Genomic DNA, 25246 nt, shown 5'->3' on the forward strand with positions numbered 1-25246 from the left:
ATAATCTCGATCATGCCGCATGTCCTGCTGATCGAAGACGACGTGTCCGTTCGCGACGCGACGGAACTGGTCCTGCGGCGCCACGGTCACGACGTCGATGCCGCCGGCAGCGGTGAAGACGGGCTGGAGCTGCTGCGGCGCCCCGGCGCGGGCGGGATCGAGGTGGTCGTGCTGGATCTGATGCTGCCGGGGATGGACGGTTTCGCGGTGTGCCGCCGGATCCGTGAACTGAGCACGATGCCGATCATCATGCTCACCTCGCGCGGCGACGATTCCGACATCGTGAACGGGCTGGAGGCGGGCGCCGACGACTACGTGGTGAAGCCGGTGACGGCGCGAGTGCTGGAAGCCAGGATCCGCGCGTCCGTCCGCCGGGTCGTCCCGGCCGCCCGGAACCACGAGGACTTCGACGGTCTCGTCCTCGACCGAGCAGGTTTGACCGTCACGAAGGGCGGTGTCCCACTGGCGATCCCGCCGACGGAACTCCGGCTGCTGCTGGAGCTGTCCGCGTCACCCGGCCGGGTCTTCACCCGCGAGCGCTTGCTGGAACTGGTCTGGGAGCACGATTATTTCGCCGATGCGCGGCTGGTCGACGCTGCCGTCGGGCGGTTGCGCGCCAAGATCGAGGACGTCGCTTCCCGGCCGCGCTACGTACAGACCGTGCGCGGGTTCGGCTATCGTTTCGGGCCGCTGTGAGGCTCGGTGGGCTTCGCGGTCGTCTGCTGGTCGCCTTCGTGCTGGTGTCGTTGCTCAGCGCCGCCACCGCCACGGTGCCGGCCTACGACCAGGCACGCGAGGCGATTCTCGAACGCGCGGGCGCTTCCGCCGTGCAGAACTTCCGCGACCGGGTGAACGCGAGCGTCGGGGAGTTCGACGTCCCGCCCGATCAGCGCTCGCTGAACCGGCTCGCCGAGGCCATCGCGTCCGGCTCGCGCGACGCCAAGGTCGCGGTCCGGTACCGAGCTCTCGTCGCGCCCGCCGACCAGGAGGCGATTCCCGCTCGCCTGCGTGACCGCGTACGGAGCGAGAACCGGCTGAGTTTCCAACGGGTGGAATGGAACGGCGCGCCGTGGCTCGTGGTGGGCACCCCCGTCGCGTTCGCCGGGTCCGGGCGGCCATCCGGCGTCGAAGTGTTCCAGGTGATCTCGTTGCAGCCCGAACAGGACGACATCACCGCATTGCTGACCACCGTTCGTGACGGCGTCGTCCCGGTGGTGCTGCTGGCCGCCGTGCTCGCCCTGCTGGCCGCCGGCACGGTCCTGCGGCCTGTCCGACGGCTCGCGAAGGCCACTCGGAGGTTGGCGGACGGCGCGCTGGAGACCCGTGTCCCGGTCAAGGGCCGCGACGAACTCGCCGATCTCGCCAAGGACTTCAACGAAACGGCCGACGCGCTGCAGTCTTCGGTCGCCGAACTCCGCGAGCAGGAAGCCCGCGCGAGGCGGTTCGTCGCCGACGTCTCCCACGAACTCCGGACCCCGCTCGCCGCGATGACCATGGTGTCGTCCGTGCTCGACGAGGACGCCGAAGACCTGCCGCCGGACACGGCCCACGCCGCGAGGACGGTGAGCGCCGAAACCGCCGGACTCGCCCGGCTCGTCGACGACCTCATCGAGATCTCCCGCTTCGATGCCCACGCCGCGTCGCTTTCTCGGCAGGATCTCGACGTCGCCGAGGTGCTGCGTGCGACGTTGTCCACGCGGGGCTGGACGGACCGGGTCACGGCCGAGTTCGTGACCGTACGGGCCCGGCTCGACCGGCGGCGACTGGACGTCATCGTCGCCAACCTCGTCGGGAACGCCCTGCGTCACGGCGCGCCGCCGGTGACGGTGGTGCTGCGCTCGACCGCGGACGACGTGTTCGTCGAGGTCGCCGATCGGGGGCAGGGGCTCACGGCGGAAGTAGCGCGGCACGTGTTCGAGCGGTTCTTCAAGGCGGACACCGCCCGCACCCGATCCGAAGGCAGCGGTCTCGGACTGGCCATCGCACAGGAGAACGCGCGGCTGCACGGCGGACTCATCACCGGCTCCGACCGCGAGGGCGGCGGCGCCGTCTTCACACTTCGCTTGCCCCGCAACGGGAAAGAGGCCGACCGATGAAGCGTACGTTCGCCTCTCTCGCGGTTCTGGTGCTCGCCGCCGGCTGTGGGGTGCGGCCGACCGACGTGCTCGACGGCGGGGCACCCGCTTCCGGAGTTCCCGAAGGAATGCGGATCTACTTCGCCTCGGACCAAGGGCTGCGCGGCGTTTCCCGCCCGGACAGGGAGATCACCGATCTCTCCGCCGCCGTCAAACTCGTCATCGCCGGGCCGAACGAGGCCGAACTCGCCGCCGGGCTCACCGACCTGACCGCCGTCACCGGTGAATTCTCCGCGACCTCCCTCGGGGGACAGGTGACCGTTCGGCTGCCGCGGACGCCGGTGACCGGTGTCGCCGGAATGGCCGCCGGTCAGCTGGTCTGCACCCTCTCCCGTGCCGAGACCTTGCTGCACGGGACCCGGCCCGACGCGGTGCGGGTGACCGTCATCGCCCAAGGCGGAACGGTCGGTCCTTACCAGTGCTCCCAGTTCTTGACCGGCTAGGTCGCGTTGAGCGCGACGGTGGGGTGAAGCCGTGATGCCCGGACAGCAGGGTACAGCCCCGCGACGACGCCGATCACCAGCGTCGCGCCCAGCCCCGCGCCCAAAGCCCACGGCGGGATGACCGCCGTCCAGCCCTGTGCTCGGGCGAAGCCGACGATCGCGACCGCGCCGAGCACCGCCCCCGCCACGCCGCCGAGCGTCGACAGCAACAACGATTCGGTGAGGAACTGCAGGAGGATCGCGTTCTTCGTGGCGCCGAGAGCCCGCCGGAGCCCGATCTCCCGGCACCGTTCCAGCACCGAGACGACCATCGTGTTGGCAACCCCCACCCCGCCGACCAGCAACGCCACCGCGCCCAGCCCCAGCATGAGCGTGGTCAGGCTCTTGTCCGTGGTGGCCTTGGCCACCAGCGCGTCGGACGGCCGGGACACCTTCACGGAGTGCTCGTCGCCCGGGTTGACCGTGCGGGCCAATACGCCGCGGACGGCCTCCACCGAGGCGTCGGAGGACCGCTCGAAGATCGTGGTCGGATGCCCGTCGAAGCCGAAGAACCGTTCCGCCACCGGGAATCCGACGAGCGCGACCCGGTCGAGCGTGGGTAGGAGTTCGACCGGGGCCAGGATCCCGATGACCACGAACCACTCGTCGTTCAGCAAGATCTTGGCGCCGGGCTCGGCCACGCCCACCCGTTCGGCCGCGATCGACCCCAGGACGACCGTCGGCACGCGCTCACTCGCCGGATCAAGCCAGCGGCCCCGATCGACCCGTGCGCCCAGCGCGTCGAGCAGGTCGGTGCGGGTGGCCTGGGTGGCGACGCCGGGGGCGAGTTCCTCGGGGACCGCGTCACTGCGCCGCACGCGCGCGTCGACCTCGGCCGTCGCGGTGACCTTCTCGACCGGGCCGATCCGTTCGACCATCGCGACCGCGGCCTTGGGAAGTTTCACCGGTTCGCCGTCGGCGTCCTTGCCCGCCTCGACGGTCAGCAGGTTCGTGCCGAGCCGGTCCAGCTGTGCCATCAGATCGGCACGGCTGGACGTGGACAGCCCGATCACCGCGACCATCGTCGCGATGCCGATGGCGATTCCGAGCGCGGACAGCACCACCCGGGTCCGGCGGGCCCGCAGTCCGCTCATGCCCGCCCGGAAGATGTCGGGAGGAGTGAGCTGGGCGGGCTTCAGCGAGGTACTCACCATGTGGTCACCGCCGCCCTGGTGTCGAAGACGATCCTGCCGTCCCGGAGCCCGACGCGCCGGGGGAGCCGCGCGGCGATCTCGGTGTCGTGGGTGATGACGCAGATCGTCGTGCCGCTCGCGTTCAACTCGTGAAGCAGGCTCAGCACCACCTCGCCGGACGCGGTGTCCAGCGCTCCCGTCGGCTCGTCGGCCAGGAGCAGGCCGGGGTCGCCGACCAAGGCCCTTGCGATCGCGACGCGTTGCTTCTCGCCGCCCGACAGCTCCTCGGGCGTGTGCTCCAGCCGATGACCGAGCCCGACTCGTTCGAGCGCTGTACGAGCCTTGCCGATCCGCTGTTTCCTCGGCACGCCCGCGTACAGCAGTCCATCGGCGACGTTGGCCACGGCGTCCCGGCCCGGCGCCAAGTGGAACTGCTGGAAGACGAACCCGAGGTGCCGGGCCCGCAACGCCGACAGCCTGGCGTCCGACAGCTCACCCACGTCGTGGCCCGCCACCCGCACCGTTCCCGCCGTGGCCCGGTCGAGCGTGCCGATCAGGTTGAGCAGCGTGGACTTGCCCGACCCGGAAGGCCCGACGATGGCGACCAGTTCGCCCTCGTCGATCCGCAGGTCGACATCGCGCAGCGCGGCCACGTCACCGGGGTAGGACTTACCGGCCGCGGCCAGTTCGATCACCGCCGTCATGGCTTGGCCGCCCCCACTCGCATGCCCTCGGACAGCCCATCGCCGGTGATCTCGATCCGACCGTCGGCGCTCATGCCGGTTTCGACCCGTACGGTCGTGGTCGTGGCTTCGCGGACGATCTGCAGACCGTAGCCGCCTTCGCGCAGCGCGACGATGGCCTCGACCGGGACGGTCAGCACCCCCTTCCTGCTCTCTTGGATGAATCTCACGCTGGACGTGCCTGTGGTGTCCTCGGATATCGCCGCGCCGTCGTCCAGCGTGATCTCCACCTGGATCCCGGTGGTGGCCTCGGCACCGTTCCCGGACTCGGCCCGGACCGTCCCGGACACCTGCCCGGCCGCCGTGGCACCCTCCGGCAACGTGACCTCGACCCGGGTGCCCGCCTTCGCCAGCGCCTGATCGTCCTTGTCCAGCTGCGCCCGCACGACCGGCTTGGTCGACGCGAGCGTCAGGACGGGCTTGTCCGCGCCGATCTGGTCGGCCAACGCGGCGTCGGCGGCCATCACCCGCACGGCCCCGGGCTGGAAGACGAGGTCACCCTTGCCGACGTCGCCGGTCGGCTCCAGCACGCCGAGCGCCTTCTGCCAGGACTTCACCGCGGCCTGGGTGGCTTCGTCGTACTTGTTGTCGACGGGCAAGCCTCTTCCTCGCCCGAGGTCCCGAAGGTTGCGCTTCAGCTGCTGGACGTCCGGTCCCAGCGTGCCGACCGTCAGGTCACGGAACATCGGCGTCGACCCGTAGAGGAGGACGACCGGCCGGGCATCCCGCTTGTACAGCACCTGACCGCGCGCGACGGTCTTCCCGGGCTCCGCGGCCTGCGTCACCGTGCCTTCCACGGGGGACTTCACGGCACGACGGTTCGCGTAGTCGAGATGACCATCGACGGTCTTGCTCCGCACCAGGTCACCACGGGCGATCTCGGCGACGGCCGGCGGTGCGCTCGCGGCGTTCGCCTTACCGCCGGAGTCGTCGTCGCTCACCACGGCGAAGACGCTCACCCCCACCACGGTCACCACCGCCCCCACGGCGCCGAGCACCAGCCCGCGCTTCACTGCATGCCTTGCGCTTGATCGATGAGTTCGTCCCGGCACGCCGTCTCGGCCTGCTTGTACGCCGGCGAGTTCGTGTCGAGCTGCGGGGCGGCGGGACTCGGGTCACCACCGGGCTGAGCGATCCCGTTCAGCATGGTCGGATTGGTGAACTTGCTGACCCCGTTGGCGCGCATGCACTGGGCGTGGGCCAGCAGCGACTCGTACACCCTCTGCTGGTCCTTCTCCGGCTCGAGCTGCATCGCCTTCTGCATCGGCTCCCTGCACGCCTGCATGGCCGCGCTGAGCTTCGTCTGAGAGTCCTTGCGCTCCTCCTCTTCTTGAACGACCTCGACCTTGGTCCAGTCGGCGTAACCGGACAGCAAGGGATCCGGCCAATCCTTCAGTCCTTCCTTGCGCATGCACTGCGTGTACGCGAGTTGTGCGTCGTAGAAGGCGCTCTTCCCCTCAGCCTGCGGCGCGGCCGAGGAAGCGGTCGGTGTGGTCGCGGACGGCGGGTTCGCCGACGCGATGTCCGCTTCCTTCTTCTCGCCACCGCACGCCGCGGAAAGCACCAACGGGAGGGCCAGCAACGCGGCCAGCCACCGCGAACGGGTTTCGCTGCTCATGCCGACGAGCATGCGAGCGGCACATGGTCGTCCTTCTACGAAGACATGATGGGAATGTAACAACGCGACGCCGCGCGGCTCGGACGTGATCTTTGCGACAGGCGAAACACCGGCGGGCCGGGGAAAGGTGACGAACTGCCCGGTGGAGAGGTGATTGAGCGGCGAACCGGATTCGAAGTCGTCCGGCCCGAGGTTTGAAGGGCCTGCCGCGAAGCGCGTTTGCGCCTCGCGGCAGGACCGTCTGCGACGTGCCCCCGGCAGGACTTGAACCTGCGACCTAGAGATTAGAAGGCTCTTGCTCTATCCAGCTGAGCTACGAGGGCCGACGTCGGCGACGTTGGGGTGTCGCCCAGCATCGGCAGCTTAGCCGTCGCCAATCTGTCGATCGTTCGACACCGCCAGATCGTTTCAGGTCGAGCCCACCGTTTTTCGGAACACCCGTGAGCGCGTCACAACGCGGGGTGACGCGCTCACGGGCCGAGACCGCTTCGGGGGAGCGGCCCCTGGGTTCGTGCAGGTCGCGAGTCGACTCCTCCGCGAGTGACCGGCACGAACCGCCGAGGGTGGTCAGTCCCAGATCTTGAGGGCCCGGATCACGAACGGTCCCTGGGGTACGTAGGTGCCGCCACCCGGATAGGTGATGAAATCTCCTTCGGTCGTGCACTCCTCGCTTTGGTAAATCGTCACGTCCCGGCTCAGCCGGTTGACGAACGAATGCCCGGCGAAGCCTTCGGGTAAGGGAATGCATTCGTCGGGATTGGCGGTGCGGAGGTCGAATCTGCGCACCGCGCCACCGTACGATTCTCCACCCCAGACGCAGAATTCGCCCTTCTGGCAGGCGGGTTCGGGCGGCGCCGTGGTGGCGCTCGCCACTCCGGCGCTGGTCAGCAGGCCGAACATGGCCAGCAGGAGCACGTGCGGGAGGCGGGCGCGCAGGTTCGTCAAACGTCGTTGCATGACTGGGATCTCCCCCGTGAATCGACGACTCGGGTGTCGTCGGTGAATGTGTGATTCCACGATGACCCGAGGGGAAGGCTTTGTCAGCCCGCATTTCTACTGCTGTGGATAAGTAGTTGTGCGCCGCTCGATCGGGGCGAGTTGTCCACAGATCCCCGGGCCGCCTTGTGCTCGCCGAATTCGGCTGCTAAGCGGGTGCGGTGGAGGCTCGGACGACCAGTTCGGCGGGTACCTCCGCCGGGGCCGGTGGCTTCTCGCCGCGCAGCAGGCCCAGCACCAGGTCGCCGGCCGCGCGCCCCTTGGCGGCGAGGTCCTGCCGGACGGTCGTCAGCGGTGGTTCGGACCACTGGGCGGGCGGAACGTCGTCGAAGCCCACGACCGAAAGATCACCCGGAACCGACAGCCCGAGATGTCTCGCCGCCGAGATCGCCGCCAGTGCCAGCAGGTCCGACATGCACAACAGCGCGGTCGGCCGCGGTTGCCGGTCCAACAGGCCGAAGGCGCTCGGCATGGCTCCTTCGACCGAGAGTCCGGACGCCTCCCAGATCGGCACGTCCGCCGCCGGGATCCCCGCCTCGGCCAGGGTCTCCAGGTAGCCGGCCATCCGCTCGCGGTTGTCGTGGAACCGGCTGTCGCTCGCCTCCGCGATGCTCAGCTCGCCGCCGCGGGGAGCCGAGAGGCACTGCGCCGAGAAGATCCCGATCCGCCGGTGCCCGAGTTCCACCAGGTGTCGGGCGGCGGCCGCCGCTCCCGCCCGGTCCGCGACCCCGATCCGGGCCGAACCCCGGATGTGGGGCTGGTCGATCACCACCAGCGGCAGGCCCCGGTCCCGCACCGCGTTCAGTGCCGGCGCGCCGTCGGCCAGCGAACACGCCACCGCGATGTCGGCTTGCGCGGTCAGGATCCGTTCCGGGCGCGGGCCGCCGCTCTCGCCGTCGCCGGGGAGCAGCAGGAGGGCGTGGCCCTCGGGATCGACGACCGTCGAGAGCGCGTCGAGAGTGAGCGACAACGCGGGATCCGAGAAAGCCGTCGAAAGATTCGTGTCGAGCAGGACGGCGATCGCGCCGGTGCGGCTGGTGGCCAGGCTGCGGGCGGTCGGATTCGGCCCCGCGTACCCGATCTTCTTGGCCGCGCGAAGCACCTCTTCCCGCAGTTGGGCGGACAGCTGATCTGGCCGGTTGTAGGCATTGGAGACGGTCGCCCGCGACACTCCGACGGCGTCGGCGACATCGTCCAACGTCGGCCTTCGCCGTCGCGTGGTGGTCACCGCCACAGTCTAGTCCCGGCTGGGACCGGTGGACTTTCTGAAGCGCTTAAGTCATTCTGGGAGAAGAGGAATCGGAAGGAGACTGGGGTCTATGCGTGATCGTACGGCCGTTTTCGTCGTTTTCGCGCTCAACGGGGCGGCGCTCGGCTCCTGGGCGCCGCGGACTCCCGCGTTGTCGGAACGGGTGGACGCCTCGCCGGGTGTCTTCGGCTTGGCGCTGCTGGGCGCGAGCGTCGGCATGCTGATCGCCGCGTCGGTCTCGGGGCGGCTGATCGAACGGCACGGTGCCCGCGCCGTGGTCGCGGGCAGCACCATCATCGCCTGCGGGGCCTTGCCGATGATCGGCTTCTCGACGTCGGTCGTCCTGCTCGCCGGGGCGTTGTTCGTCCTCGGTGCGAGCGTCGGCGCGCTGGACGTGGCGATGAACGTCGCCGGCGTCGAGGTCGAACGCCGATCCGGGCAAACCATCATGCCGATCCTGCACGCCGGATTCAGCGTCGGCGCGCTGGCGGGCTCCATCGCCGCCGGATTCGCCGCGTCGCACCACTGGTCACCCGGGCGGCATCTCGCCGTCGCCGCGTTGGTCGCGCTGGTGGTGCTCGCCGTCGTCGTCGCCGCCGTGCCCGGAGCGCGGCCCGTGCGCACCGAACCCGTCGAGAAGCCGCGGGTGCCGCCGATCAAACGGCCCGTCCTCTGGCTGCTCGCCGCCATCGCGTTGTTCTCGGCGATCGCGGAAGGGGCGAGTTCGGATTGGTCCGCCCTGCTGATGACGTCCGTGCACGGGGTCGGCGACGGCGCCGCGGCGTTCGCCTATTCCGGATTCGCCCTGGCCATGGCGCTCGCCAGGCTGATGGGCGCCTGGCTGCAGAACCGCTTCGGCGCGACCCGTGCGCTGGCGGTGGGTGCCGGGATCGCCGCGGCCGGGCTCGTTCTCGCCGCGCTGGCCCCCGTTCCCGTGTTCGGATTCGCCGGCTTCGCGCTGGCGGGCGCGGGGCTGGCCGCGGCCTTCCCGATCGCGTTGAGCCTCGCGGGCGCGTCGGGCAAACGGGCGGACGGCACCGGAGGAGAACGGGAACTGGCGTTCGTCACCGCGATCGCCTACACCGGCTTCCTCGCCGGGCCGCCGCTGATCGGCGGGATCGCGCAGGTGACGTCGTTTTCGGTGTCATTCCTGTTCGTCGGACTGACCGCCGCGCTGATCGTGCCGTCCGCGGTGGCCGCGGCGCGGGCAGGCGAACGGGAGAAGGTCTCCGAACCCGTCTCCCGTTGACATCCTCGCCGGAACCCGGGCAAGCTGGGTGCGCGATAAACTGAGATGAATGCGACTAGGTCGCAGTTTCAGTACGGCTGATCCGGGGAGGAGCGGCGTGAGGGTGCTGATGCTCGGGGGCGGCGTGGGGATCCTGACCGGTCGTCACCACGTGCCCGGGATTCCGGCGCGACTGGTGCAGACCACCTTGCCCCGGCTCGTCCTGGTCCCGCTGGTCTTCCGGTTGGTGATGCTGGTGCAGGCGTTGTGGGTGGCGGGTTTCGGCGGGTCTTCGGTGCTGTGGGCGGTGGCGCTGACGCACGTCGTGCCGAACGTCGCCGAAGCCGTTTGGGTCTTCCGATGGTCTCCTGCCGGTACTCGAATGGTGCCGGTGGCCGACGCGGGGTTCGCCGTCCTCTTCATCCTGGTGGCGGCGCTGATTGCGCCGGACGTCGCGATCACGTCGATCACCTGGACCCATTTGATGGGCACGGTGATGATCTGGGCCCTGCTGCGTGGCGCGGTGGCGGGATCCTTGGTCATCGGCGGCGCGCTGACGCTGAACATCCTGCTGGATCCGGCCTCCTCGCCGGGGCTTTTCCTCACCCTCTCGACCGCGCTCGTGGCGTCCCTCGCGATCGTCGGTCTGGTCGGCGCTTCGATGCGGTTCGCGCTCGGATTCGGGGAGCAGCAAGGCCGGGCGGCGGAGCGCGAACGGCATCGCCGCGACGTCCACGACACGGTTCTGCAGGTGATGGAGTCGTTCGCCATCCCCGCGCCCGCCGACGAACTCGATCCGGCGGCCAGCCTCGACCGCGTCCGCCGGACCGCTCGCGCCCAGGCGATGCGCATCCGGATCAGCCTCGAGCACGAATCCTCCGAGAACATCGGCCTGCATCAGCGGCTGCGGTTGCTCGCCGCCGAAATGGCCGCGGAAGGCCTGCGCGCCGAGGTCGTCATCCAGGACGACTGTGCCCCGGAACTCTCGGAAGACGCGGCCAGGGCCCTGCACGACTCGGCCAGGGAAGCCTTGCGCAACACGCTGAAACACTCCGGGACCCGACGGGCCGTCGTCAGCGTCGAAGAGATCGGCGGCGGGGTTTCCTTGACGGTGCGCGATCACGGCGCCGGTTTCGACATCGGCGACCGGCGGCGCGGCTTCGGCCTGGAGCACTCGATCATCGCGCGGATGGCGGAAATCGGCGGTTTCGCGCGGATCGAATCCACGCCGGGACTGGGAACGAGAGTGGTGCTGCTCGCACCCTCAAACCTGAGTCTCCCCGTCGGGTGAGTCCCGCCACTGGCGGAACGGACGGTCCAGCGTCCACTGGTCGTCCCTACGCTCGACGACACGGTATTCGCAGGTCGTCGGGTTGGACAGGGACTCGAACAGCTCGATGCTCCAGCCGAAGAGACGGCGGCACAGCAACCTGATGGTCAGCCCGTGTGAGACGACCAGCACGGTTTCGGGGTGATTTTCGCCGCAGGTCGCCAGTTCGCTGAGGAACGCCGCGACCCGGTCGTCGACGTCCGCCCCGGATTCGCCGAAGGGGAGCCGGTAGAAGAAGTGCCCGAATTCGTGGCGTCGCTGTTTCTGGATCTCCTGCTCCAGCGGGTCCTGGAGGTTTCCCAATCCTGCTCCCGCAGCCTCGGCTCCGGCACGATCCGCTCGCACGAGTCCCGGATGTCCAGTAGCCGCAACGTTTCCCGCGTCCGCAGATACGGGCTGACGTAGACCGCCGATCGCTGCCCGCCGAGGAGTTCCGCGATCTCCGGGCCCGCCAGTTCCGCCTGCTCGCGGCCTGCCTCGGTGAGCGGGAGCGCGTGGTCGGGAATCCGGGTGTAGGCGAGCTCGTCGACGTTGCCGAGCGACTCGGCGTGCCTCAGCAGGATGATCCGCACGCCGCCATCTTGCCCCTTGCGCGCCCGGCATACCCTCGTAACGTGCCTTCAGACCCCGAGACGAAACCGGCCCCGTCCGCGCGGAAGGCCGGAGTCCTGCCGCTGGTGTCGATCGGTGCGCTCCTGGCGGCGGTGGTGGCCGTCGGCCTGGTCGCGCTGACCGGTGGTGCCGGTTACGTCATCGCCGGCCTGCCGGATCCCGGACTCGTGACCCGTTACGGCATCACCGTCGTCCGGGTGCTGGCCGAGGCGGCTTCGGTGCTGTGCGTGGGTTCGCTGTTGCTCGCCGCGTTTCTCGTCCCGCCGCAGAAGTCCGGCACGCTCGCGGCCGACGGATACGCGGCCATCCGGGTCGCGGGTGCCGCCGCGTGGGTCTGGTTCTTCGCTGCCGCCGCGTCGATCTTCTTCTCCGCGGCCGACGGCGCCGGGCGCCCGTTCACCGAGGTGCTTTCTCCGCAGGTCCTGCTCGACCTCGTCGACGCCATCGAACAACCCAAGGCATGGCTGTTCACCGCGCTGATCGCGCTCCTGGTCGCGCTCGGCTGTCGTCTCGCGTTGACCTGGGGCTGGACGACGGTGGTCTTCTTCCTGTCGGTCGGCGGCCTCGTCCCGGTCGCGGTCACCGGGCATTCCGCCAGCGGTGGCTCACACGACATGGCGACCAACAGCCTGCTGTACCACCTGGTCGCCGCCGCGTTGTGGGTCGGCGGCCTGGTGGCGCTGCTCGCGCTGGGCTGGCGCCGCGGGGAGAACCTCAAGCTCGCCGCGACCCGGTTCTCCAAGCTGGCGCTGGTCTGCTGGATCGTGATGGCGGTCTCCGGCGTCGTCAACGCGCTGGTGCGGATCAGGCTCGCCGAACTGTTCACCACCGACTACGGCCTGCTGGTGCTCGCGAAGATCGTCGCGCTGCTGTTGCTCGGCGTCTTCGGTCACCAGCAGCGGCAAAAGGGTGTCGCCGGGTTGGTGAACGGCGCGGGCGGCGGCCAGTTGCTGCGGCTCGCCGCCGTCGAGGTACTGATCATGTTCATCACGATCGGCATCGCCACCGGGCTCGCGAAGACCCCGCCGCCGCAGGAATCGCTCACCCAGCCGTCGACCACGGAACTGTTGATCGGTTACGATCTCTACGGTCCGCCGACCGTCTTCAGACTGCTCACGGATTGGCGGTTCGACCTCGTCTACGGCACGCTCGCCCTCGTTCTCGCCGGGCTGTACCTCGCGGGGGTCCGGCGACTGCGGCGCCGCGGCGACACCTGGGCCACGGGCCGGACGGTCGCGTGGCTCGGCGGCTGTTTCGTGCTGCTGATCGCGACGTCGTCCGGCATCGGGCGGTACGCGCCCGCGATGTTCAGCGTGCACATGGGCAACCACATGCTGCTGTCCATGGTGGCGCCGGTGCTGTTCGTGCTCGGCGGGCCGGTGACGCTCGCGCTGCGCGCGTTGCCCGCGGTGGGCAGGGACGCCCCGCCCGGACCGCGGGAATGGCTGCTCGCTTTCGTGCACTCGCCGCTTTCGCGGTTCCTGACGCATCCGATCGTCGCGCTGCTGCTGTTCGTCGGTTCCTTCTACGGCCTGTACTTCTCGGGCCTGTTCGACTCCGCGCTGAACTACCACTGGGCGCACCTGGCGATGAACGCGCACTTCCTGCTCGCCGGATACGTCTTCTACTGGCCGGTGATCGGCGTCGACCCGGCACCGCGCCGGCTCCCGCCGTTGGGACGGCTGGGAATGATGTTCGCCGCCATGCCGTTCCACGCCTTCTTCGGGATCGCGCTGATGAGCATGCAGACCGTGCTCGGGCAGGACTTCTACCGCGGGCTGAAACTGCCGTGGGTCACCGATCTGCTCACCGATCAGCGGCTCGGTGGCGGGATCGCGTGGGCGTCCGGCGAACTGCCGGTCCTGCTGGTGCTGGTCGCGCTGCTGGTGCAGTGGGCGCGTCAGGACGAGCGGGAGGCCCGGCGGCGGGATCGCCGCGAGGACGTCTCGGGTGACGCGGATCTGAACGCCTACAACGCGATGCTGAAGAAGCTCGCGGATCAGGGGCAGCGGCCGGGTTCCGGCTCGTAGTCGCACCGGTGTGACCAGGGCGTGCACGGATAGCTCCGGCATTACCACATCTTCGTGTCCGCGCCGGCCCTCCGGCCCGAGTTGTCCACAGGAAGCCCACCTCGGCCGGAGTTGTCCACAGATCCGGCTCGCGTCCTTTTTTGTCCTTCGATCCGCGGCAGTCTGTGCTCAAGGGAAACACCGGGAGCGGCCCGGATCGAGGAGAAAGGCGAGTGTGATGGCGATGGGCGAAACGTGGGTGACCATGATCGGCAACCTGACCAGCGAACCGGTCCACCATCCGGAGCGCGTGCACGGGCACGATGTCGTGTCGTTCGGCTTGCGGAGTGTCGAACGCCGGTATGACAAGGAGAGAGGGGAGTGGGGTGAGGGGCGGCAGCTCGCGGTGAAGGTCACCTGCTGGCGCAAGCTGGCGATGGCGGCGTTCTCCTGCCTGAGCAAGGGCGATCCGGTGATCGTGGCCGGACGGCTGCGCGGCGCCGAGACCGCGGAGGAGATCCCCGCGCCTCTGGGTCTACCTGAGCTTGAGGCCTTCTCCATCGGCCCCAACCTCGCGCGTTGCTCGGCGGAGATCCACCGGATGGGACGCGACCGGCCGAGGGCGATCCCGCTCGCACCGCCGCCCGTGGGGAATCCCATGGTCACCGCGCTGGAGGACACGCCCTTGGCGGGAGAGGCCGGTGCTCGTTCAGTGATGTCGGGCTGACTGTCGGTAGCTCGACGGTGACCGCCGTCGAGGCCGCGATCGGCTCGCTCTACGATCGCTTGTATGGCCGAGTTCATCTACACCATGAAGAAGGTGCGCAAGACCGTCGGGGACAAGGTCATCCTCGACGACGTCAGCACCGCGTTCTACCCCGGCGCCAAGATCGGCGTGGTGGGGCCGAACGGCGCGGGTAAGTCCACCGTTCTGAAGATCATGGCGGGGATCGAGCAGGCCAGCAACGGCGAAGCCTTCCTCCAGCCTGGCGCCAGCGTCGGCATCCTCATGCAGGAGCCGGAGCTCAACGAGGAAAAGACCGTCCGCGAGAACGTCGAAGAAGGTCTCGGCGACATCAAGGTCAAGCTCAACCGCTTCAACGAGGTCGCCGAGCTGATGGCGACCGACTACAGCGACGCCCTGATGGAGGAGATGGGCAAGCTCCAGGAGGACCTCGACCACGCCGACGCCTGGGAGATCGACTCCGCGGTGGAGCAGGCGATGGACGCCCTCCGTTGCCCGCCGCCGGAAGAGCCGGTCACCCACCTCTCCGGTGGTGAGCGCCGCCGGGTCGCGCTGTGCAAGCTGCTCCTGTCCGCGCCCGACCTGCTGCTCCTCGACGAGCCCACCAACCATTTGGACGCCGAAAGCGTGCTGTGGCTGGAACAGTTCCTGGCGAACTACGCCGGTGCCGTCCTCGCCGTCACCCACGACCGGTACTTCCTGGACAACGTCGCCGAGTGGATCATGGAGCTCGACCGCGGCCGCGTGGTCGGCTACGAGGGCAACTACTCGACGTACCTGGAGAAGAAGCGCGAGCGCCTCGAGGTCCAGGGCAAGAAGGACGCCAAGCTCGCCAAGCGGCTGAAGTCCGAACTCGAATGGGTCCGGTCCAACGCCAAGGCGCGCCAGACCAAGTCGCGGTCCCGGCTCGACCGCTACGAAGAGATGGCCGCGGAGGCGGACAAGCACCGCAAGCTCGACTTCGAAGAGATCCAGATCCCGCCGGGGCCCCGGCTGGGCAGCGTGGTCGTCGAGGTCGAGAAGCTGCGCAAGGGATTCGACGACCGCGTGCTGATCGACGGGCTGTCGTTCGACCTGCCGCGTAACGGCATTGTCGGCGTGATCGGGCCGAACGGTGTCGGCAAGACGACCCTGTTCAAGACGATCGTCGGGCTTGAGGAGCCGGACGACGGCCGGGTCAAGATCGGCGAGACGGTGAAGCTGTCCTATGTGGACCAGAACCGTGGCGGGATCGACCCGAAGAAGACGGTATGGGAGGTGGTTTCGGACAAGCTGGACTACATCCACGTCGGGCAGACCGAAATGCCCTCGCGTGCCTACGTCAGCGCGTTCGGTTTCAAGGGTCCGGACCAGCAGAAGCCGGCGGGCGTACTCTCCGGTGGTGAGCGCAACCGGCTGAACCTGGCGCTGACCCTCAAGCAGGGCGGGAACCTGATCCTGCTCGACGAGCCGACGAACGACCTGGACGTCGAGACCTTGGGCTCGCTGGAGAACGCTCTTGAGCAGTTCCCCGGGTGCGCCGTGGTCATCTCGCACGACCGGTGGTTCCTCGACCGGGTCGCGACGCACATCCTCGCCTGGGAAGGCACGGACGAGAACCCCTCGCAATGGTTCTGGTTCGAAGGTAACTTCGAAGGCTACGAGAAGAACAAGGTCGAACGTCTCGGCGCCGAGGCGGCTCGTCCGCACCGCGTCACCCATCGCAAGCTGACCCGCGACTGAGGGCCGGGGGTTCCCCGTGGAAGCCAGCAAGCGCCAACGGCCGGGCTCGCCCACCACCTCGGTGAGCGGGCGGACGGTTGCCACCGGGGGAACCCTGTCCGCTGTCGGCAGGTTGATCGAACGCGCGGACGCCCTGCACCTGAGGGCGCCCGAGCTCGCCTTGGTCCTCGGGGAGCGCGCGGCCGCGCTCGCCGAGGCCGCGGGTGCCGACGAGCAGTGGATCCGCGCGGAGAGTCTGGTGGTCAGCGCGCGGGTGCGGCTCGGTGGCCGTCCCCGGATGGCCGGCCGGGCGGTGGCCGCCCTGCGTGCCGCCGAACACGCGGGCTACGGCGACATCGCCGCTCGGTTACGGATCGATCTGGCCGTTTGTGCGCGCAGTGTCGGCATCCCGTTGACGGGGCTGGCCGCACTGCGTCCGCTGCTGGCGGATCCGGCGGTCTCGCCGGCGCACCGGGCCGAGGCGTTGTGTCACCTCGTCGGCTGCTTGGCGCAGTTCGGCCGCAAGGCGGAGCTGGATCGCGTGCTCGCCGAGGCGGACAAGCTGGTGCTCGGCGACGGCTCGATGTCGGCGGACTCGCAACTGCTGATCCGCGCGATGCTCCGGGTCGGAGTGTCGGCGCACCGCCGCCGTCACGGAGATCTGACCTCGGCCGCCGACGCCGCGCGGACCGGGCTCGGCATGCTCGAAAAGCTCGCGAATCCCCGTGACGACGGAGGTCTCGTCCGGATCAGGCTGGTCCTGCAACTCGTCTGCACGTTGCTGGACAAGGGCGACACGGAAATGGCGCTGGAGGTGGCGCAGCCGATCCTCGACGCGCCCGTCCGGGCCGCCGGGATCGCGCCGGCCGCGTGGCTGCGGCTGGCGGTGGCCACCCGTGTTCTGCTGCCCGCGGGATCCGGGGAAGCCGCGGGCATGCTCGTGCGTGAAGCGGTCGCCGGGACCGAGGACCACAACCTGCACGCCGTCACGGCACGGTTGTGGCTGGAACTCGCGCAGATCGAGGAACGGCTCGGGCGGGCCGAGGAGGCCATCGGCTGCCTGCATCGTTCGCGTGCCGCCGAGCATCTGCACTCGCGTGCGCGCAGGCAGGCGTGCAACGTCCTGGTCGGTGAGTTCGGCGCGGCCGAGAACGCCGCTGTCGACCTCGACGACGTCCTGCGGGCCGTCGCCGCGAGGCCGTCGGCCACGCCGATGCCGGTTCCGCCGCCGGAATCGGCCGAGGTGACCGCGGTGATGGCGCCGATCGACGCGGCGCCCCCGAAGCGGCCCGCGGCCGAGCCGCCGGTTCGTCGCGAGCCGACGCAGCCCGCCCGGCCGAGCAGGCAGGCGGAACGCCCGCGGGTGCGGCAGTTGCCGGTCGAGGGCCCACGTCCCGCCGAACCGCCGCGTCCCGCCGAACCGCCGCGTCTCGCCGAACCGCCGCGTCTCGCCGAACCGCCGCGTCCCGCCGAACTGCCACGTCCCGCCGAACCACCGCGTCTCGCCGAACTGCCACGTCCCGCCGAACCGCCGCGTCCGGAGGAGCCTGCCGGTACTCCGGTCGTGGAGAAGACCGAAGTACCGGTGTTGAGACCACCGTCCCGTCCGGAGCCCGCTCGGGAAGCGGCGGCGTCCGACAGCGACTGGCGTCGCCGGGTGCCGAAGAAATTTCAGCGACCCGAACCGTCGATCAGGTTCGAGCCCAAGGCCGAACCCGTCGCACCGAAACTGATGCCGCCGCCGAAACCGGAGCCCGCACCCGCGTCACGTCCGGAGTCCGGGCGACGACGCCGTCCAGAGGCTCCAGAGGCTCCAGAGGCTCCAGAGGCTCCAGAGGCCCGCGAGACCGTCGCGTCCGAACCAGCGGTCGCCCAGCCGGAAAATCCCGCCGCGCGGCGGCGACGGCGGCCCGAGTCCGAGACGCCCGTCCGGATCGAGGAGCCGGTGCGGACCGAGGAGCCGGTGCGGGTGGAGGGTCCAATACGGGTCGACGAGCCGGCGCGGACCGAGCAGCCGGTGCAAGCAGACGGTTCAGTACGGGCCGACGAGCCGGTACGGGCCGGGGAGTCTGTGCGGCCTGAGGAGCCTGTGCGGCCTGAGGAGCCGGCGCCCGTGGCCTTCTCGGAGTCCGTGGCCCCGGAGCTGCTTCTCGCTCCCGAACCCGCCGCCGAACCCCGGCCGCGCCTGGCGGCGGAGGTCCAGCCTCCGCGTCCGCCGGGGACCGCCGCCCCGTTGTGGGAAAGCGACGAGTGGGCGGCCGAAGAGCGCGTCCGCCGGTCCTCCGCCCCGGTCTCGCGCAAGACCAGGCACGACGCCGAACACGGTTCCGTGGCGGCGAAATCGGTGCTGGACCGGCTCGGGATCTCGAGCACCGGCGGGCAGGGCGGTGGCCGCCGTCGCGCGGACGGCGCCGCGGATTCCGTACATCCGGAAACCGCCACCGAAGAGCGGGCCGACACCGGCCGTGCCCGGCGGGAGCAGCCCCAGGTCGAGTACATCGAACCCGCCGTACCGCTCGCGCCGCCGCCTCGGGAAGACCCCGTGCCGCCTCCGGCCCGCGAAACCCGGGAAAGCCCTCGCTCCGGCGCCAACGAAGAGGTCACGGATCCGTGGCTGCCGCGGCTGCGGATGCCGCCCGCGCTGGACCCGCTGACCGACACCGGTTCGTGGCGGCCGATCGCGCCGTTCCCGGAAAGCTATGCCCGTGCGATCGCGGAGGACGAGCCGCCGCCGGACGCCGGTCTCGCCGACCTGCTCGCCCGCGCGCTCGCGGAGCACCAGGCGGGTACCGCCAGTGCCGCCGCGCTCGTGAAGCAACTTGGTTCCCAGGACTCGGGAAAGCGTCCGGTCAACGGCCACGACCGGCACCGCGCCAGCGGCAGGGACTGATCGCGCGAGAGCAAAGGTCCCTTGCTTCACCTCGGTGGTGCCCGAAAGTGGCTTGAACGATTCAGTCGGCCCGGTGAATCCGTCCGCCGCGGCACCGCGGGGAAAGGGGTGCTGGTCACCCCCGGTGCGGCGAGGTGCGGGAAGGGCCGGACAGACCGCCGACGTGACCGGCGAGTAGCTGAACCGATCACGGCGATTCCGGTATCTGAGCAGGGAAATCTTCGACGGCCGGGAAAGACCCGGCCTTGTGGGGCCGACGGTCCGGAGCTGTAGGTTGGGGCTGGGCCGGTACAGAGTCGTGCCGGTCGCGGTGTCAATCTCGCTACAGTGGAGAGTTGCCTCTAATGAGCTCGACGGGAGTCTCGTCCCTGCCCGGAAAAGATGTCGGCACCGAGGAAGGCGCCCGGCGCCGGTCGGTGAACCCGGAGCAGATCCGGGACGACCTGATCGACGCCGCCGCGGCATACGCCCCGGAGATCGGCGACTTGATCCGCTTGTACTACCGGCACATCCCCGCCGAAGAGATTCTCGGTGACGACCCGGTCGACCTCGTCGGCGCCGTCCGCTCGCACCTCCAGCTGGCGAAGGACCGGATGCCCGGCCGTCCCGCGGTGCGGCTGCTGAACCCGACGGGGCCCGAAGACGGCTGGACGCGTGAGGCGACCGTCGTGCAGGTCGTCACGGACGACATGCCGTACCTGGTGGATTCCGTCGCGGCGGAGTTCGCGCGGGACGGGGTGCAGGTGCAGCGCATCGTGCACCCGATCGTCGTGGTGAGCCGGGATCTGACCGGCGAGCTGCTGGAGGTCCACCCGGACGCCGACCCGGCGGAGCCGCCGTCGAACTCGGCCGCCGAGTCGTGGATGTACATCGAGATCGACCTGGTCACGGATCCGAACCGGGCCCGCGAGCTGGACAATCGGCTGTCTTCGGTGCTGGGTGACGTCCGCGAGGTCGTCGAGGACACCGACAAGATGGCGGAGACGGCTCGCCGTCTCGCCGACGAGCTGGACGGGAATCCGCCGCAGCTGCCCACGCACGAGGTCGCGGAGGGTGCCCGGCTGCTGCGCTGGCTGGCCGACGGCCACTTCACCTTCCTCGGCTACCGCCGTTACGAACTGATCGACAATCCGCACCCGGACAGTGACGAGCCCGCCCTGCGCGCGGTGCTGGCCACCGGGCTGGGTGTGCTGCGCCAGGACAGCCTGGCCGCGCGCAGCCTCACCGCCGGTCCCGACACGGCGGTGTCCGCGCTCGCGCCGACACTGCTGGTGCTGACCCAGGCGAGCGCGCCGTCCACGGTGCACCGCCCGGTCTACCCGTACTACGTCGGCGTGAAAACGTTCGACGACAACGGCAAGGTCACCGGCGAACACCGCTTCCTCGGCATGTTCACCACCACCGCCCTGCACGAGAACGTGCTGGACATCCCGGTGGTCTGCAACCGGGTCCGCGAGGTCATCCACCGCGCGGGTTTCCCGATGGAGTCCTTCTCCGGCCAGCGGATGCTCGAGGTGCTGCAGAACTGGCCGCGCGCGGACCTGTTCTCGGCCGACACCGACTCGCTGTACTCGACGACGACCGGCGCGATCACGCTGTCGGATCGCCGACGACTGCGGCTGTTCCTGCGCCGTGACCCGTACGGCCGTTTCTACTCGTGCCTCGTGTACCTCCCGCGTGACCGCTACACGACCCGTTCGCGGCTCGCGATGCAGGAGGTCCTGCTCGAAGAACTCGAAGGCGCGCAACTGGAATACAGCGCGCGCATCGGCGAGACCGTGCTCGCGCAGGTGCACTTCATCGTGCACACCGATCCGTCGCAGCGGTCCGAACCGGACACCCTGCGCATCCAGGAACGGCTCAACGAAGCCGTGCGCGGCTGGGACGACCGGATGGTCGAGGCGATCCTCGCCGAGCGCCGCGAGCGCGCCGGTGACAGCGGAGTCGCGATCGGCCTGCTGGTCGAGGAGTCCGCGGGCGAACAGGGGCAGCGGTTCGCCGCGGTGTTCCCCGAGGGCTACAAGGAGGACTTCACCGCGCTCGAAGCGCTCGCGGACCTCCGTGCCCTGGAGTCGCTGACCGACGAGGGCGACCTGTCGATGTCGTTCTACCTGCCGTCCGACGCAGAGGCGGGGGAGCGGCGCTTCAAGCTGTACCTGCGCGGCGAGGGGGTCACCCTCTCCCAGGTGCTCCCCGTCCTGCAGCGAATGGGCGTCGAGGTCGTCGACGAACGTCCGTACGAACTGCGCCGCGAGGACGGTGGCCGGTCGTGGATCTACGACTTCGGCCTGCTGATCGACCCGCAGGTCCTCGACCACGCCGACCACGACCTCCGCAGCCGCTTCCAGGACGCCTTCCACGCCGCTTGGCGCGGGGACTGCGAGGTCGACGGCTTCAACGGCCTCGTCCTGCGCGCCGGGCTCACCTGGCGCCAGGCGGCCATCCTGCGGGCCTATTCGCGGTACCTGCGCCAGACGAAGATCCCGTTCTCGCAGGAATACATCGAGAACACCGTCCTCGCGCACACCGACATCGCCACCGCGCTGGTGCGGCTGTTCGAGACCCGCTTCGACCTCTCTCTCGGCGAGGAGGCCCGCGCGTCGCAGGCCGAGCAGCTGACCGCCGAGATCGGCATGCTGGTCGACGAGGTGACCAGCCTCGACGAGGACCGGATCCTGCGACGCCTGATGGCGGTCATCCTCGCCACGCTGCGCACGAACTACCACGTCACCGACGCCGAGGGGAACTCCCGCCAGTACCTGGCGCTCAAGCTCGACCCGAGCGCGGTGCCCGAGCTGCCCGAGCCGCGGCCGAAGTACGAGATCTTCGTGTACTCGCCCCGGATCGAGGGTGTGCACCTGCGTTTCGGTGACGTCGCGCGCGGTGGTCTGCGGTGGTCCGACCGCCGGGAGGACTTCCGCACGGAGATCCTCGGCCTGGTCAAGGCGCAGGCGGTCAAGAACGCGGTCATCGTGCCTGTCGGCGCGAAAGGCGGCTTCGTCGTGAAGCGCCCGCCGGCCGCGACCGGGGACCCGAGCCTCGACCGTGACGCTCAGCTGAACGAAGGCATCGCCTGCTACCGGATGTTCATCTCCGGCCTGCTCGACGTGACCGACAACCGCGTCGAGGGCAAGACCGTTCCGGCGCCGGGTGTGGTCCGCCACGACGGCGACGACAGCTACCTCGTGGTCGCGGCCGACAAGGGCACCGCCAAGTTCTCCGACATCGCGAACGAGGTCTCGGCGAATTACGGGTTCTGGCTGGGTGACGCCTTCGCTTCCGGTGGCTCGGTCGGCTACGACCACAAGGCCATGGGCATCACCGCGAAGGGTGCTTGGGAAAGCGTCAAGCGCAACTTCCGCGAGCTGGGCAAGGACACCCAGACCGAGGACTTCACCGTCGTCGGCATCGGCGACATGATGGGTGACGTCTTCGGCAACGGCATGCTCCTCTCGGAGCACATCCGGCTCGTGGCCGCCTTCAACCACCTGCACATCTTCCTCGACCCGAACCCGGATTCGGCGACCTCGTTCGCCGAGCGGCGCAGGCTGTTCGACCTGCCGCGCTCGTCGTGGGAGGACTACGACCGCTCGCTGATCAGCGAGGGCGGCGGGATCTACTCGCGGTCGGCGAAGACGATCCCGATCAGCCCGCAGGTCCGCGAGGCGCTCGGCCTCGGCGAGGACGTGACGAAGCTGGCGCCGAGCGACCTGATGCAGGCGATCCTGCTGGCTCCGGTCGAACTGCTGTGGAACGGCGGCATCGGCACCTACGTCAAGGCCGAGAACGAGACCCACGCCGACGCGGGCGACAAGGCCAACGACGCCGTGCGCGTCAACGGGAACCAGCTCCGCGTCAAGGTCGTCGGCGAGGGCGGGAACCTGGGGCTGACCCAGCTCGGCCGGATCGAGTTCGCCCGCGCGGGCGGCAAGATCAACACCGACGCCCTCGACAACTCCGCCGGTGTCGACTGCTCCGACCACGAGGTCAACATCAAGATCCTGCTGGACCACCTGGTCTCGACCGGATCGCTCGGTGCCGAGCAGCGCAACGAACTGCTGGAGCAGATGACCGACGAGGTCGGCGAGCTGGTGCTGGCCGACAACTACCGGCAGAACGCCGTGCTGGGTGTCAGCCGTGCGCACGCCGGCCCGATGGTCTCGGTGCACCAGCGGCTCGTCGCGGCGCTGGTCGCGAAGGGCGCCTTCGACCGCAAGCTCGAAGCCTTGCCGAGTTCGGCGGAGTTCCGCGCGCTGGAGAAGGCGGGTGAGGGCCTCACCTCGCCGGAGCTGGCGACGCTGCTCGCGCACGTCAAACTCGACCTCAAGAACGAGCTGCTGGCGAGCGAACTGCCGGACTCCGAGGTGTTCTCGCGCCGTCTGCCCGAGTACTTCCCGAAGCCGCTTCGGGAACGCTTCGGCGACGCGATCTTCCAGCACCCGCTGAAACGCGAGATCATCACGACGATGGTGGCCAACGAGGTCGTCGACGGCGCCGGGATCTCGTACGTCTTCCGCCTGATGGAGGAGATGAACGCGACCGCGACCGACGCCGTTCGCGCGTACGCCGTGGTCACCCACGTGTACGACCTGCCCTCGCTGTGGGCCCAGATCGACGCGCTGGACAACGTCGTGCCGACCGAGGTCGCGGACGAGATGATGCTGGAGACCCGCAGGCTGCTCGACCGGGCCGCCCGCTGGTTCCTCACCAACCGGCCGCAGCCGCTGGCCCCGCTCGCCGAGATCAACCGGTTCGGCCGGGTCGTGGGCGAGCTGGCTCCGCGGGCGCATGAGCTGCTTCGCGGTGTCGAGTGCGCTTCGGTGGACGCGAACAGCCAGCGGCTGGTCGAGAAGGGCGTCCCGGCGGAGCTGGCGGAGCGGGTCGCGCTCCTGCTGCACACCTTCGGCCTGCTCGACGTCACCGACGTCGCGGAGCTGGCCGAGCAGCAGGCGGGGATCGACGCGGTGCACACCTCGGCGGAGACCGCGGGCCTGTACTACGCGCTCTCCGACCACCTCGGCATCGACAAGATGCTGACGTCGATCAGCGGTCTCGAACGCGGCAACCGCTGGCACGCGCTCGCGCGGCTGGCGCTGCGGGACGACGTGTACGGTTCCCTGCGGACGATCACGCTGGACGCGTTGCGGCACAGTGACGCGGGCACCGACCCGGACGAGAAGATCGCGCACTGGGAGAAGACGAACGCTTCGCGGTTGCAGCGGGCCCGCGTCGCGCTGGACGAGATCAGCCAGTTCGGCAAACTCGACCTGGCGACGCTGTCGGTAGCGGCGAGGCAGATCCGGAGCACGGTGAGGTAGTGGGCTACATTTCCCTGATCCGGCCGCGCTGGTCGGATATGGACGTCTACGGGCACGTCAACCACGCGAATCTGGTGACCCTGCTCGAAGAGGCACGCATTCCCCTGCTGTTCGGGGACGCCGTCCGGGCCGGGCTCACCGAACTGCCCAAGGGCATCGTGGTGGTGAAGCTGGCCGTCCATTACCGTTCGCCGATCGTGGTGTCCGATCAGGACATCCGGGTGGAGATCTCGTTGAAGGACTTGAAGCACGCCAGCTTCACTCTCGGCTATCAAGTGCACGCCGGGCCCGCCGAGTCCGACAAGGTCGCGGTCACCGCGGAGACGGTGCTCGCGCCGTACGACACCGGGTCGGAACGGCCGCGGCGGCTGACCGAGGACGAACGCGCCTTCCTGGAGAAGGGGTTCACGGATGCCTGAGCTCGTCATCCCGGACGCGGGCGACCGCGAAACGCTCGGCGCGTTCGTCGCCAGGGCGGTCCGGCTCGACCAGAACACGCTGGTACGGCTTCGTCAGCGCGGTGACGGCGTCGTCGAGGCGTGGAGCACCACCCCGTTCGAGGTCCTCGCCACCAGGGCGGTCGCCGGCGACATCACGCCGTCGGACGTCACCGTGTCGGGGAACGAGCTGCTCGCCGCGCTGACCGTCGCCGGCGGCGAGCGGATGGATCCGGGCCCGGCCCGTGATCTGATGTGGCATTCCGAACTGCCCGCATCGGGACGCTGGCAGCTGGTGGACGAACTGCCGGCGACGGTGATTTCGGAGCTGGCCGATCGCGGGGTCACCCTGGCCCGCGACAACGTCGGCCCGCACGGCAACCCGCCCGCCTCGCTGATGGACCAGGCGGTGCTCACCGTTTCGGGCAACGAGCTGGAGATCAAGGTCCAGATGCGGTGCCTGTTCGCGTTGTCGGGGATGGGTTTCGTCGACTCGTCGATCGACGGCGACGTCGTCCGGGTGACCGCGACGGATTCGTGGATGCGTATCGACGCCCGGTACGGCGCGGTCCTCAAGCGCCGTCACGCGCTGCTGCCGCTGCTGTTCTGACGGCTTTCTT

Annotated in this window: 18 protein-coding genes, 1 tRNA gene and 1 pseudogene; 12 read left to right on the forward strand and 8 right to left on the reverse strand. The window is 69.5% G+C overall.

Annotated elements, in window-relative coordinates; translation table 11 throughout:
• Positions 1-12: 12 nt before the first annotated feature.
• Genes P3102_RS09210 through P3102_RS09220 form a run of 3 tightly spaced genes read left to right on the forward strand, consistent with a single transcriptional unit; the run spans position 13 to position 2578 of the window.
• Positions 13-696: a response regulator transcription factor gene (locus P3102_RS09210; protein ID WP_276368169.1), complete on the forward strand. Its 684-nt coding sequence runs from the start codon at positions 13-15 to the stop codon at positions 694-696.
• Positions 693-2096 (forward strand): HAMP domain-containing sensor histidine kinase, encoded by a 1404-nt coding sequence (locus P3102_RS09215; protein ID WP_276368171.1) that lies wholly within the window; start codon positions 693-695, stop codon positions 2094-2096. The genes P3102_RS09210 and P3102_RS09215 overlap by 4 nt, the downstream gene beginning before the upstream one ends.
• Positions 2093-2578 carry a hypothetical protein gene (locus tag P3102_RS09220; RefSeq protein ID WP_276368172.1) on the forward strand — a complete coding sequence of 162 codons (486 nt, stop codon included), beginning with the start codon at positions 2093-2095 and terminating at the stop codon, positions 2576-2578. Before P3102_RS09215 ends, P3102_RS09220 begins: the two co-directional genes overlap by 4 nt.
• Here P3102_RS09220 and P3102_RS09225 read toward each other — a convergent pair.
• The 7 genes from P3102_RS09225 to P3102_RS09255 form a co-directional block, all read right to left on the reverse strand.
• Positions 2575-3771 carry an ABC transporter permease gene (locus tag P3102_RS09225; RefSeq protein ID WP_276368175.1) on the reverse strand — a complete coding sequence of 399 codons (1197 nt, stop codon included), beginning with the start codon at positions 3769-3771 and terminating at the stop codon, positions 2575-2577. The two genes, P3102_RS09220 and P3102_RS09225, sit on opposite strands and share 4 nt — an antisense overlap.
• Positions 3765-4454 (reverse strand): ABC transporter ATP-binding protein, encoded by a 690-nt coding sequence (locus P3102_RS09230; protein ID WP_276368177.1) that lies wholly within the window; start codon positions 4452-4454, stop codon positions 3765-3767. Before P3102_RS09230 ends, P3102_RS09225 begins: the two co-directional genes overlap by 7 nt.
• Positions 4451-5506, reverse strand: a complete 1056-nt coding sequence (locus tag P3102_RS09235) for a peptidoglycan-binding domain-containing protein (protein WP_276368178.1) — start codon at positions 5504-5506, stop codon at positions 4451-4453. The genes P3102_RS09230 and P3102_RS09235 overlap by 4 nt, the downstream gene beginning before the upstream one ends.
• Positions 5503-6111 (reverse strand): hypothetical protein, encoded by a 609-nt coding sequence (locus P3102_RS09240; protein WP_276368180.1) that lies wholly within the window; start codon positions 6109-6111, stop codon positions 5503-5505. The genes P3102_RS09235 and P3102_RS09240 overlap by 4 nt, the downstream gene beginning before the upstream one ends.
• Before the next feature lie 249 nt (positions 6112-6360).
• Positions 6361-6434, reverse strand: a tRNA-Arg gene (locus P3102_RS09245).
• A 244-nt stretch (positions 6435-6678) separates the two neighbouring features.
• A complete protein-coding gene (locus P3102_RS09250; protein WP_276368182.1) occupies positions 6679-7068 on the reverse strand; it encodes a peptidase inhibitor family I36 protein in 390 nt (129 codons plus the stop codon).
• A 187-nt stretch (positions 7069-7255) separates the two neighbouring features.
• Complete coding sequence (locus tag P3102_RS09255) at positions 7256-8305, reverse strand: LacI family DNA-binding transcriptional regulator (protein ID WP_276371069.1); 1050 nt, start codon at positions 8303-8305, stop codon at positions 7256-7258.
• 121 nt (positions 8306-8426) lie between these two features.
• Between P3102_RS09255 and P3102_RS09260 the strand changes: the two genes are divergently transcribed.
• Complete coding sequence (locus tag P3102_RS09260) at positions 8427-9605, forward strand: MFS transporter (RefSeq protein ID WP_276368184.1); 1179 nt, start codon at positions 8427-8429, stop codon at positions 9603-9605.
• Positions 9606-9714: 109 nt separating this feature from the next.
• Positions 9715-10875, forward strand: a complete 1161-nt coding sequence (locus P3102_RS09265) for an ATP-binding protein (RefSeq protein WP_276371071.1) — start codon at positions 9715-9717, stop codon at positions 10873-10875.
• On the opposite strand, the pseudogene P3102_RS37805 reads toward P3102_RS09265, so the two are convergent.
• A pseudogene (locus P3102_RS37805) lies at positions 10849-11486 on the reverse strand (histidine phosphatase family protein). The gene P3102_RS09265 and the pseudogene P3102_RS37805 sit on opposite strands and share 27 nt — an antisense overlap.
• A gap of 42 nt (positions 11487-11528) precedes the next feature.
• On the opposite strand from P3102_RS37805, the gene P3102_RS09275 reads away from it, so the two are divergent.
• The 7 genes from P3102_RS09275 to P3102_RS09305 all read left to right on the forward strand — a co-directional run bounded on the left by P3102_RS09275 (position 11529) and on the right by P3102_RS09305 (position 25236).
• A complete protein-coding gene (locus P3102_RS09275; protein ID WP_276368187.1) occupies positions 11529-13556 on the forward strand; it encodes a cytochrome c oxidase assembly protein in 2028 nt (675 codons plus the stop codon).
• A gap of 217 nt (positions 13557-13773) precedes the next feature.
• Positions 13774-14262: a single-stranded DNA-binding protein gene (locus P3102_RS09280; RefSeq protein WP_276368189.1), complete on the forward strand. Its 489-nt coding sequence runs from the start codon at positions 13774-13776 to the stop codon at positions 14260-14262.
• A gap of 63 nt (positions 14263-14325) precedes the next feature.
• Entirely contained in the window at positions 14326-16002 is a 1677-nt protein-coding gene (gene ettA / locus P3102_RS09285; protein ID WP_276368190.1) for an energy-dependent translational throttle protein EttA, read from the forward strand.
• A 16-nt stretch (positions 16003-16018) separates the two neighbouring features.
• On the forward strand, positions 16019-18871 hold the full coding sequence (locus P3102_RS09290; RefSeq protein WP_276368192.1) for a hypothetical protein: 2853 nt from the start codon (positions 16019-16021) through the stop codon (positions 18869-18871).
• A gap of 344 nt (positions 18872-19215) precedes the next feature.
• Positions 19216-24189 (forward strand): NAD-glutamate dehydrogenase, encoded by a 4974-nt coding sequence (locus tag P3102_RS09295; RefSeq protein ID WP_276368194.1) that lies wholly within the window; start codon positions 19216-19218, stop codon positions 24187-24189.
• Positions 24189-24608 (forward strand): thioesterase family protein, encoded by a 420-nt coding sequence (locus tag P3102_RS09300; protein WP_276368195.1) that lies wholly within the window; start codon positions 24189-24191, stop codon positions 24606-24608. Before P3102_RS09295 ends, P3102_RS09300 begins: the two co-directional genes overlap by 1 nt.
• Complete coding sequence (locus P3102_RS09305) at positions 24601-25236, forward strand: hypothetical protein (RefSeq protein WP_276368198.1); 636 nt, start codon at positions 24601-24603, stop codon at positions 25234-25236. The genes P3102_RS09300 and P3102_RS09305 overlap by 8 nt, the downstream gene beginning before the upstream one ends.
• Positions 25237-25246 lie beyond the last annotated feature (10 nt).

The sequence above is a fragment of the Amycolatopsis sp. QT-25 genome (assembly GCF_029369745.1).
GTDB lineage: Bacteria > Actinomycetota > Actinomycetes > Mycobacteriales > Pseudonocardiaceae > Amycolatopsis.

Coding starts and splice junctions, on each gene's coding strand:
- P3102_RS09260 (WP_276368184.1), top strand. CDS start 8,427: ATGCGTGATCGTACGGCCGTTTTCGTCGTTTTCGCGCTCAACGGGGCG.
- P3102_RS09240 (WP_276368180.1), bottom strand. CDS start 6,111: ATGAGCAGCGAAACCCGTTCGCGGTGGCTGGCCGCGTTGCTGGCCCTC.
- P3102_RS09295 (WP_276368194.1), top strand. CDS start 19,216: ATGAGCTCGACGGGAGTCTCGTCCCTGCCCGGAAAAGATGTCGGCACC.
- P3102_RS09280 (WP_276368189.1), top strand. CDS start 13,774: ATGGCGATGGGCGAAACGTGGGTGACCATGATCGGCAACCTGACCAGC.
- P3102_RS09250 (WP_276368182.1), bottom strand. CDS start 7,068: ATGCAACGACGTTTGACGAACCTGCGCGCCCGCCTCCCGCACGTGCTC.
- P3102_RS09265 (WP_276371071.1), top strand. CDS start 9,715: ATGCTCGGGGGCGGCGTGGGGATCCTGACCGGTCGTCACCACGTGCCC.
- P3102_RS09220 (WP_276368172.1), top strand. CDS start 2,093: ATGAAGCGTACGTTCGCCTCTCTCGCGGTTCTGGTGCTCGCCGCCGGC.
- P3102_RS09210 (WP_276368169.1), top strand. CDS start 13: ATGCCGCATGTCCTGCTGATCGAAGACGACGTGTCCGTTCGCGACGCG.
- P3102_RS09305 (WP_276368198.1), top strand. CDS start 24,601: ATGCCTGAGCTCGTCATCCCGGACGCGGGCGACCGCGAAACGCTCGGC.
- P3102_RS09225 (WP_276368175.1), bottom strand. CDS start 3,771: ATGGTGAGTACCTCGCTGAAGCCCGCCCAGCTCACTCCTCCCGACATC.
- P3102_RS09230 (WP_276368177.1), bottom strand. CDS start 4,454: ATGACGGCGGTGATCGAACTGGCCGCGGCCGGTAAGTCCTACCCCGGT.
- ettA (WP_276368190.1), top strand. CDS start 14,326: ATGGCCGAGTTCATCTACACCATGAAGAAGGTGCGCAAGACCGTCGGG.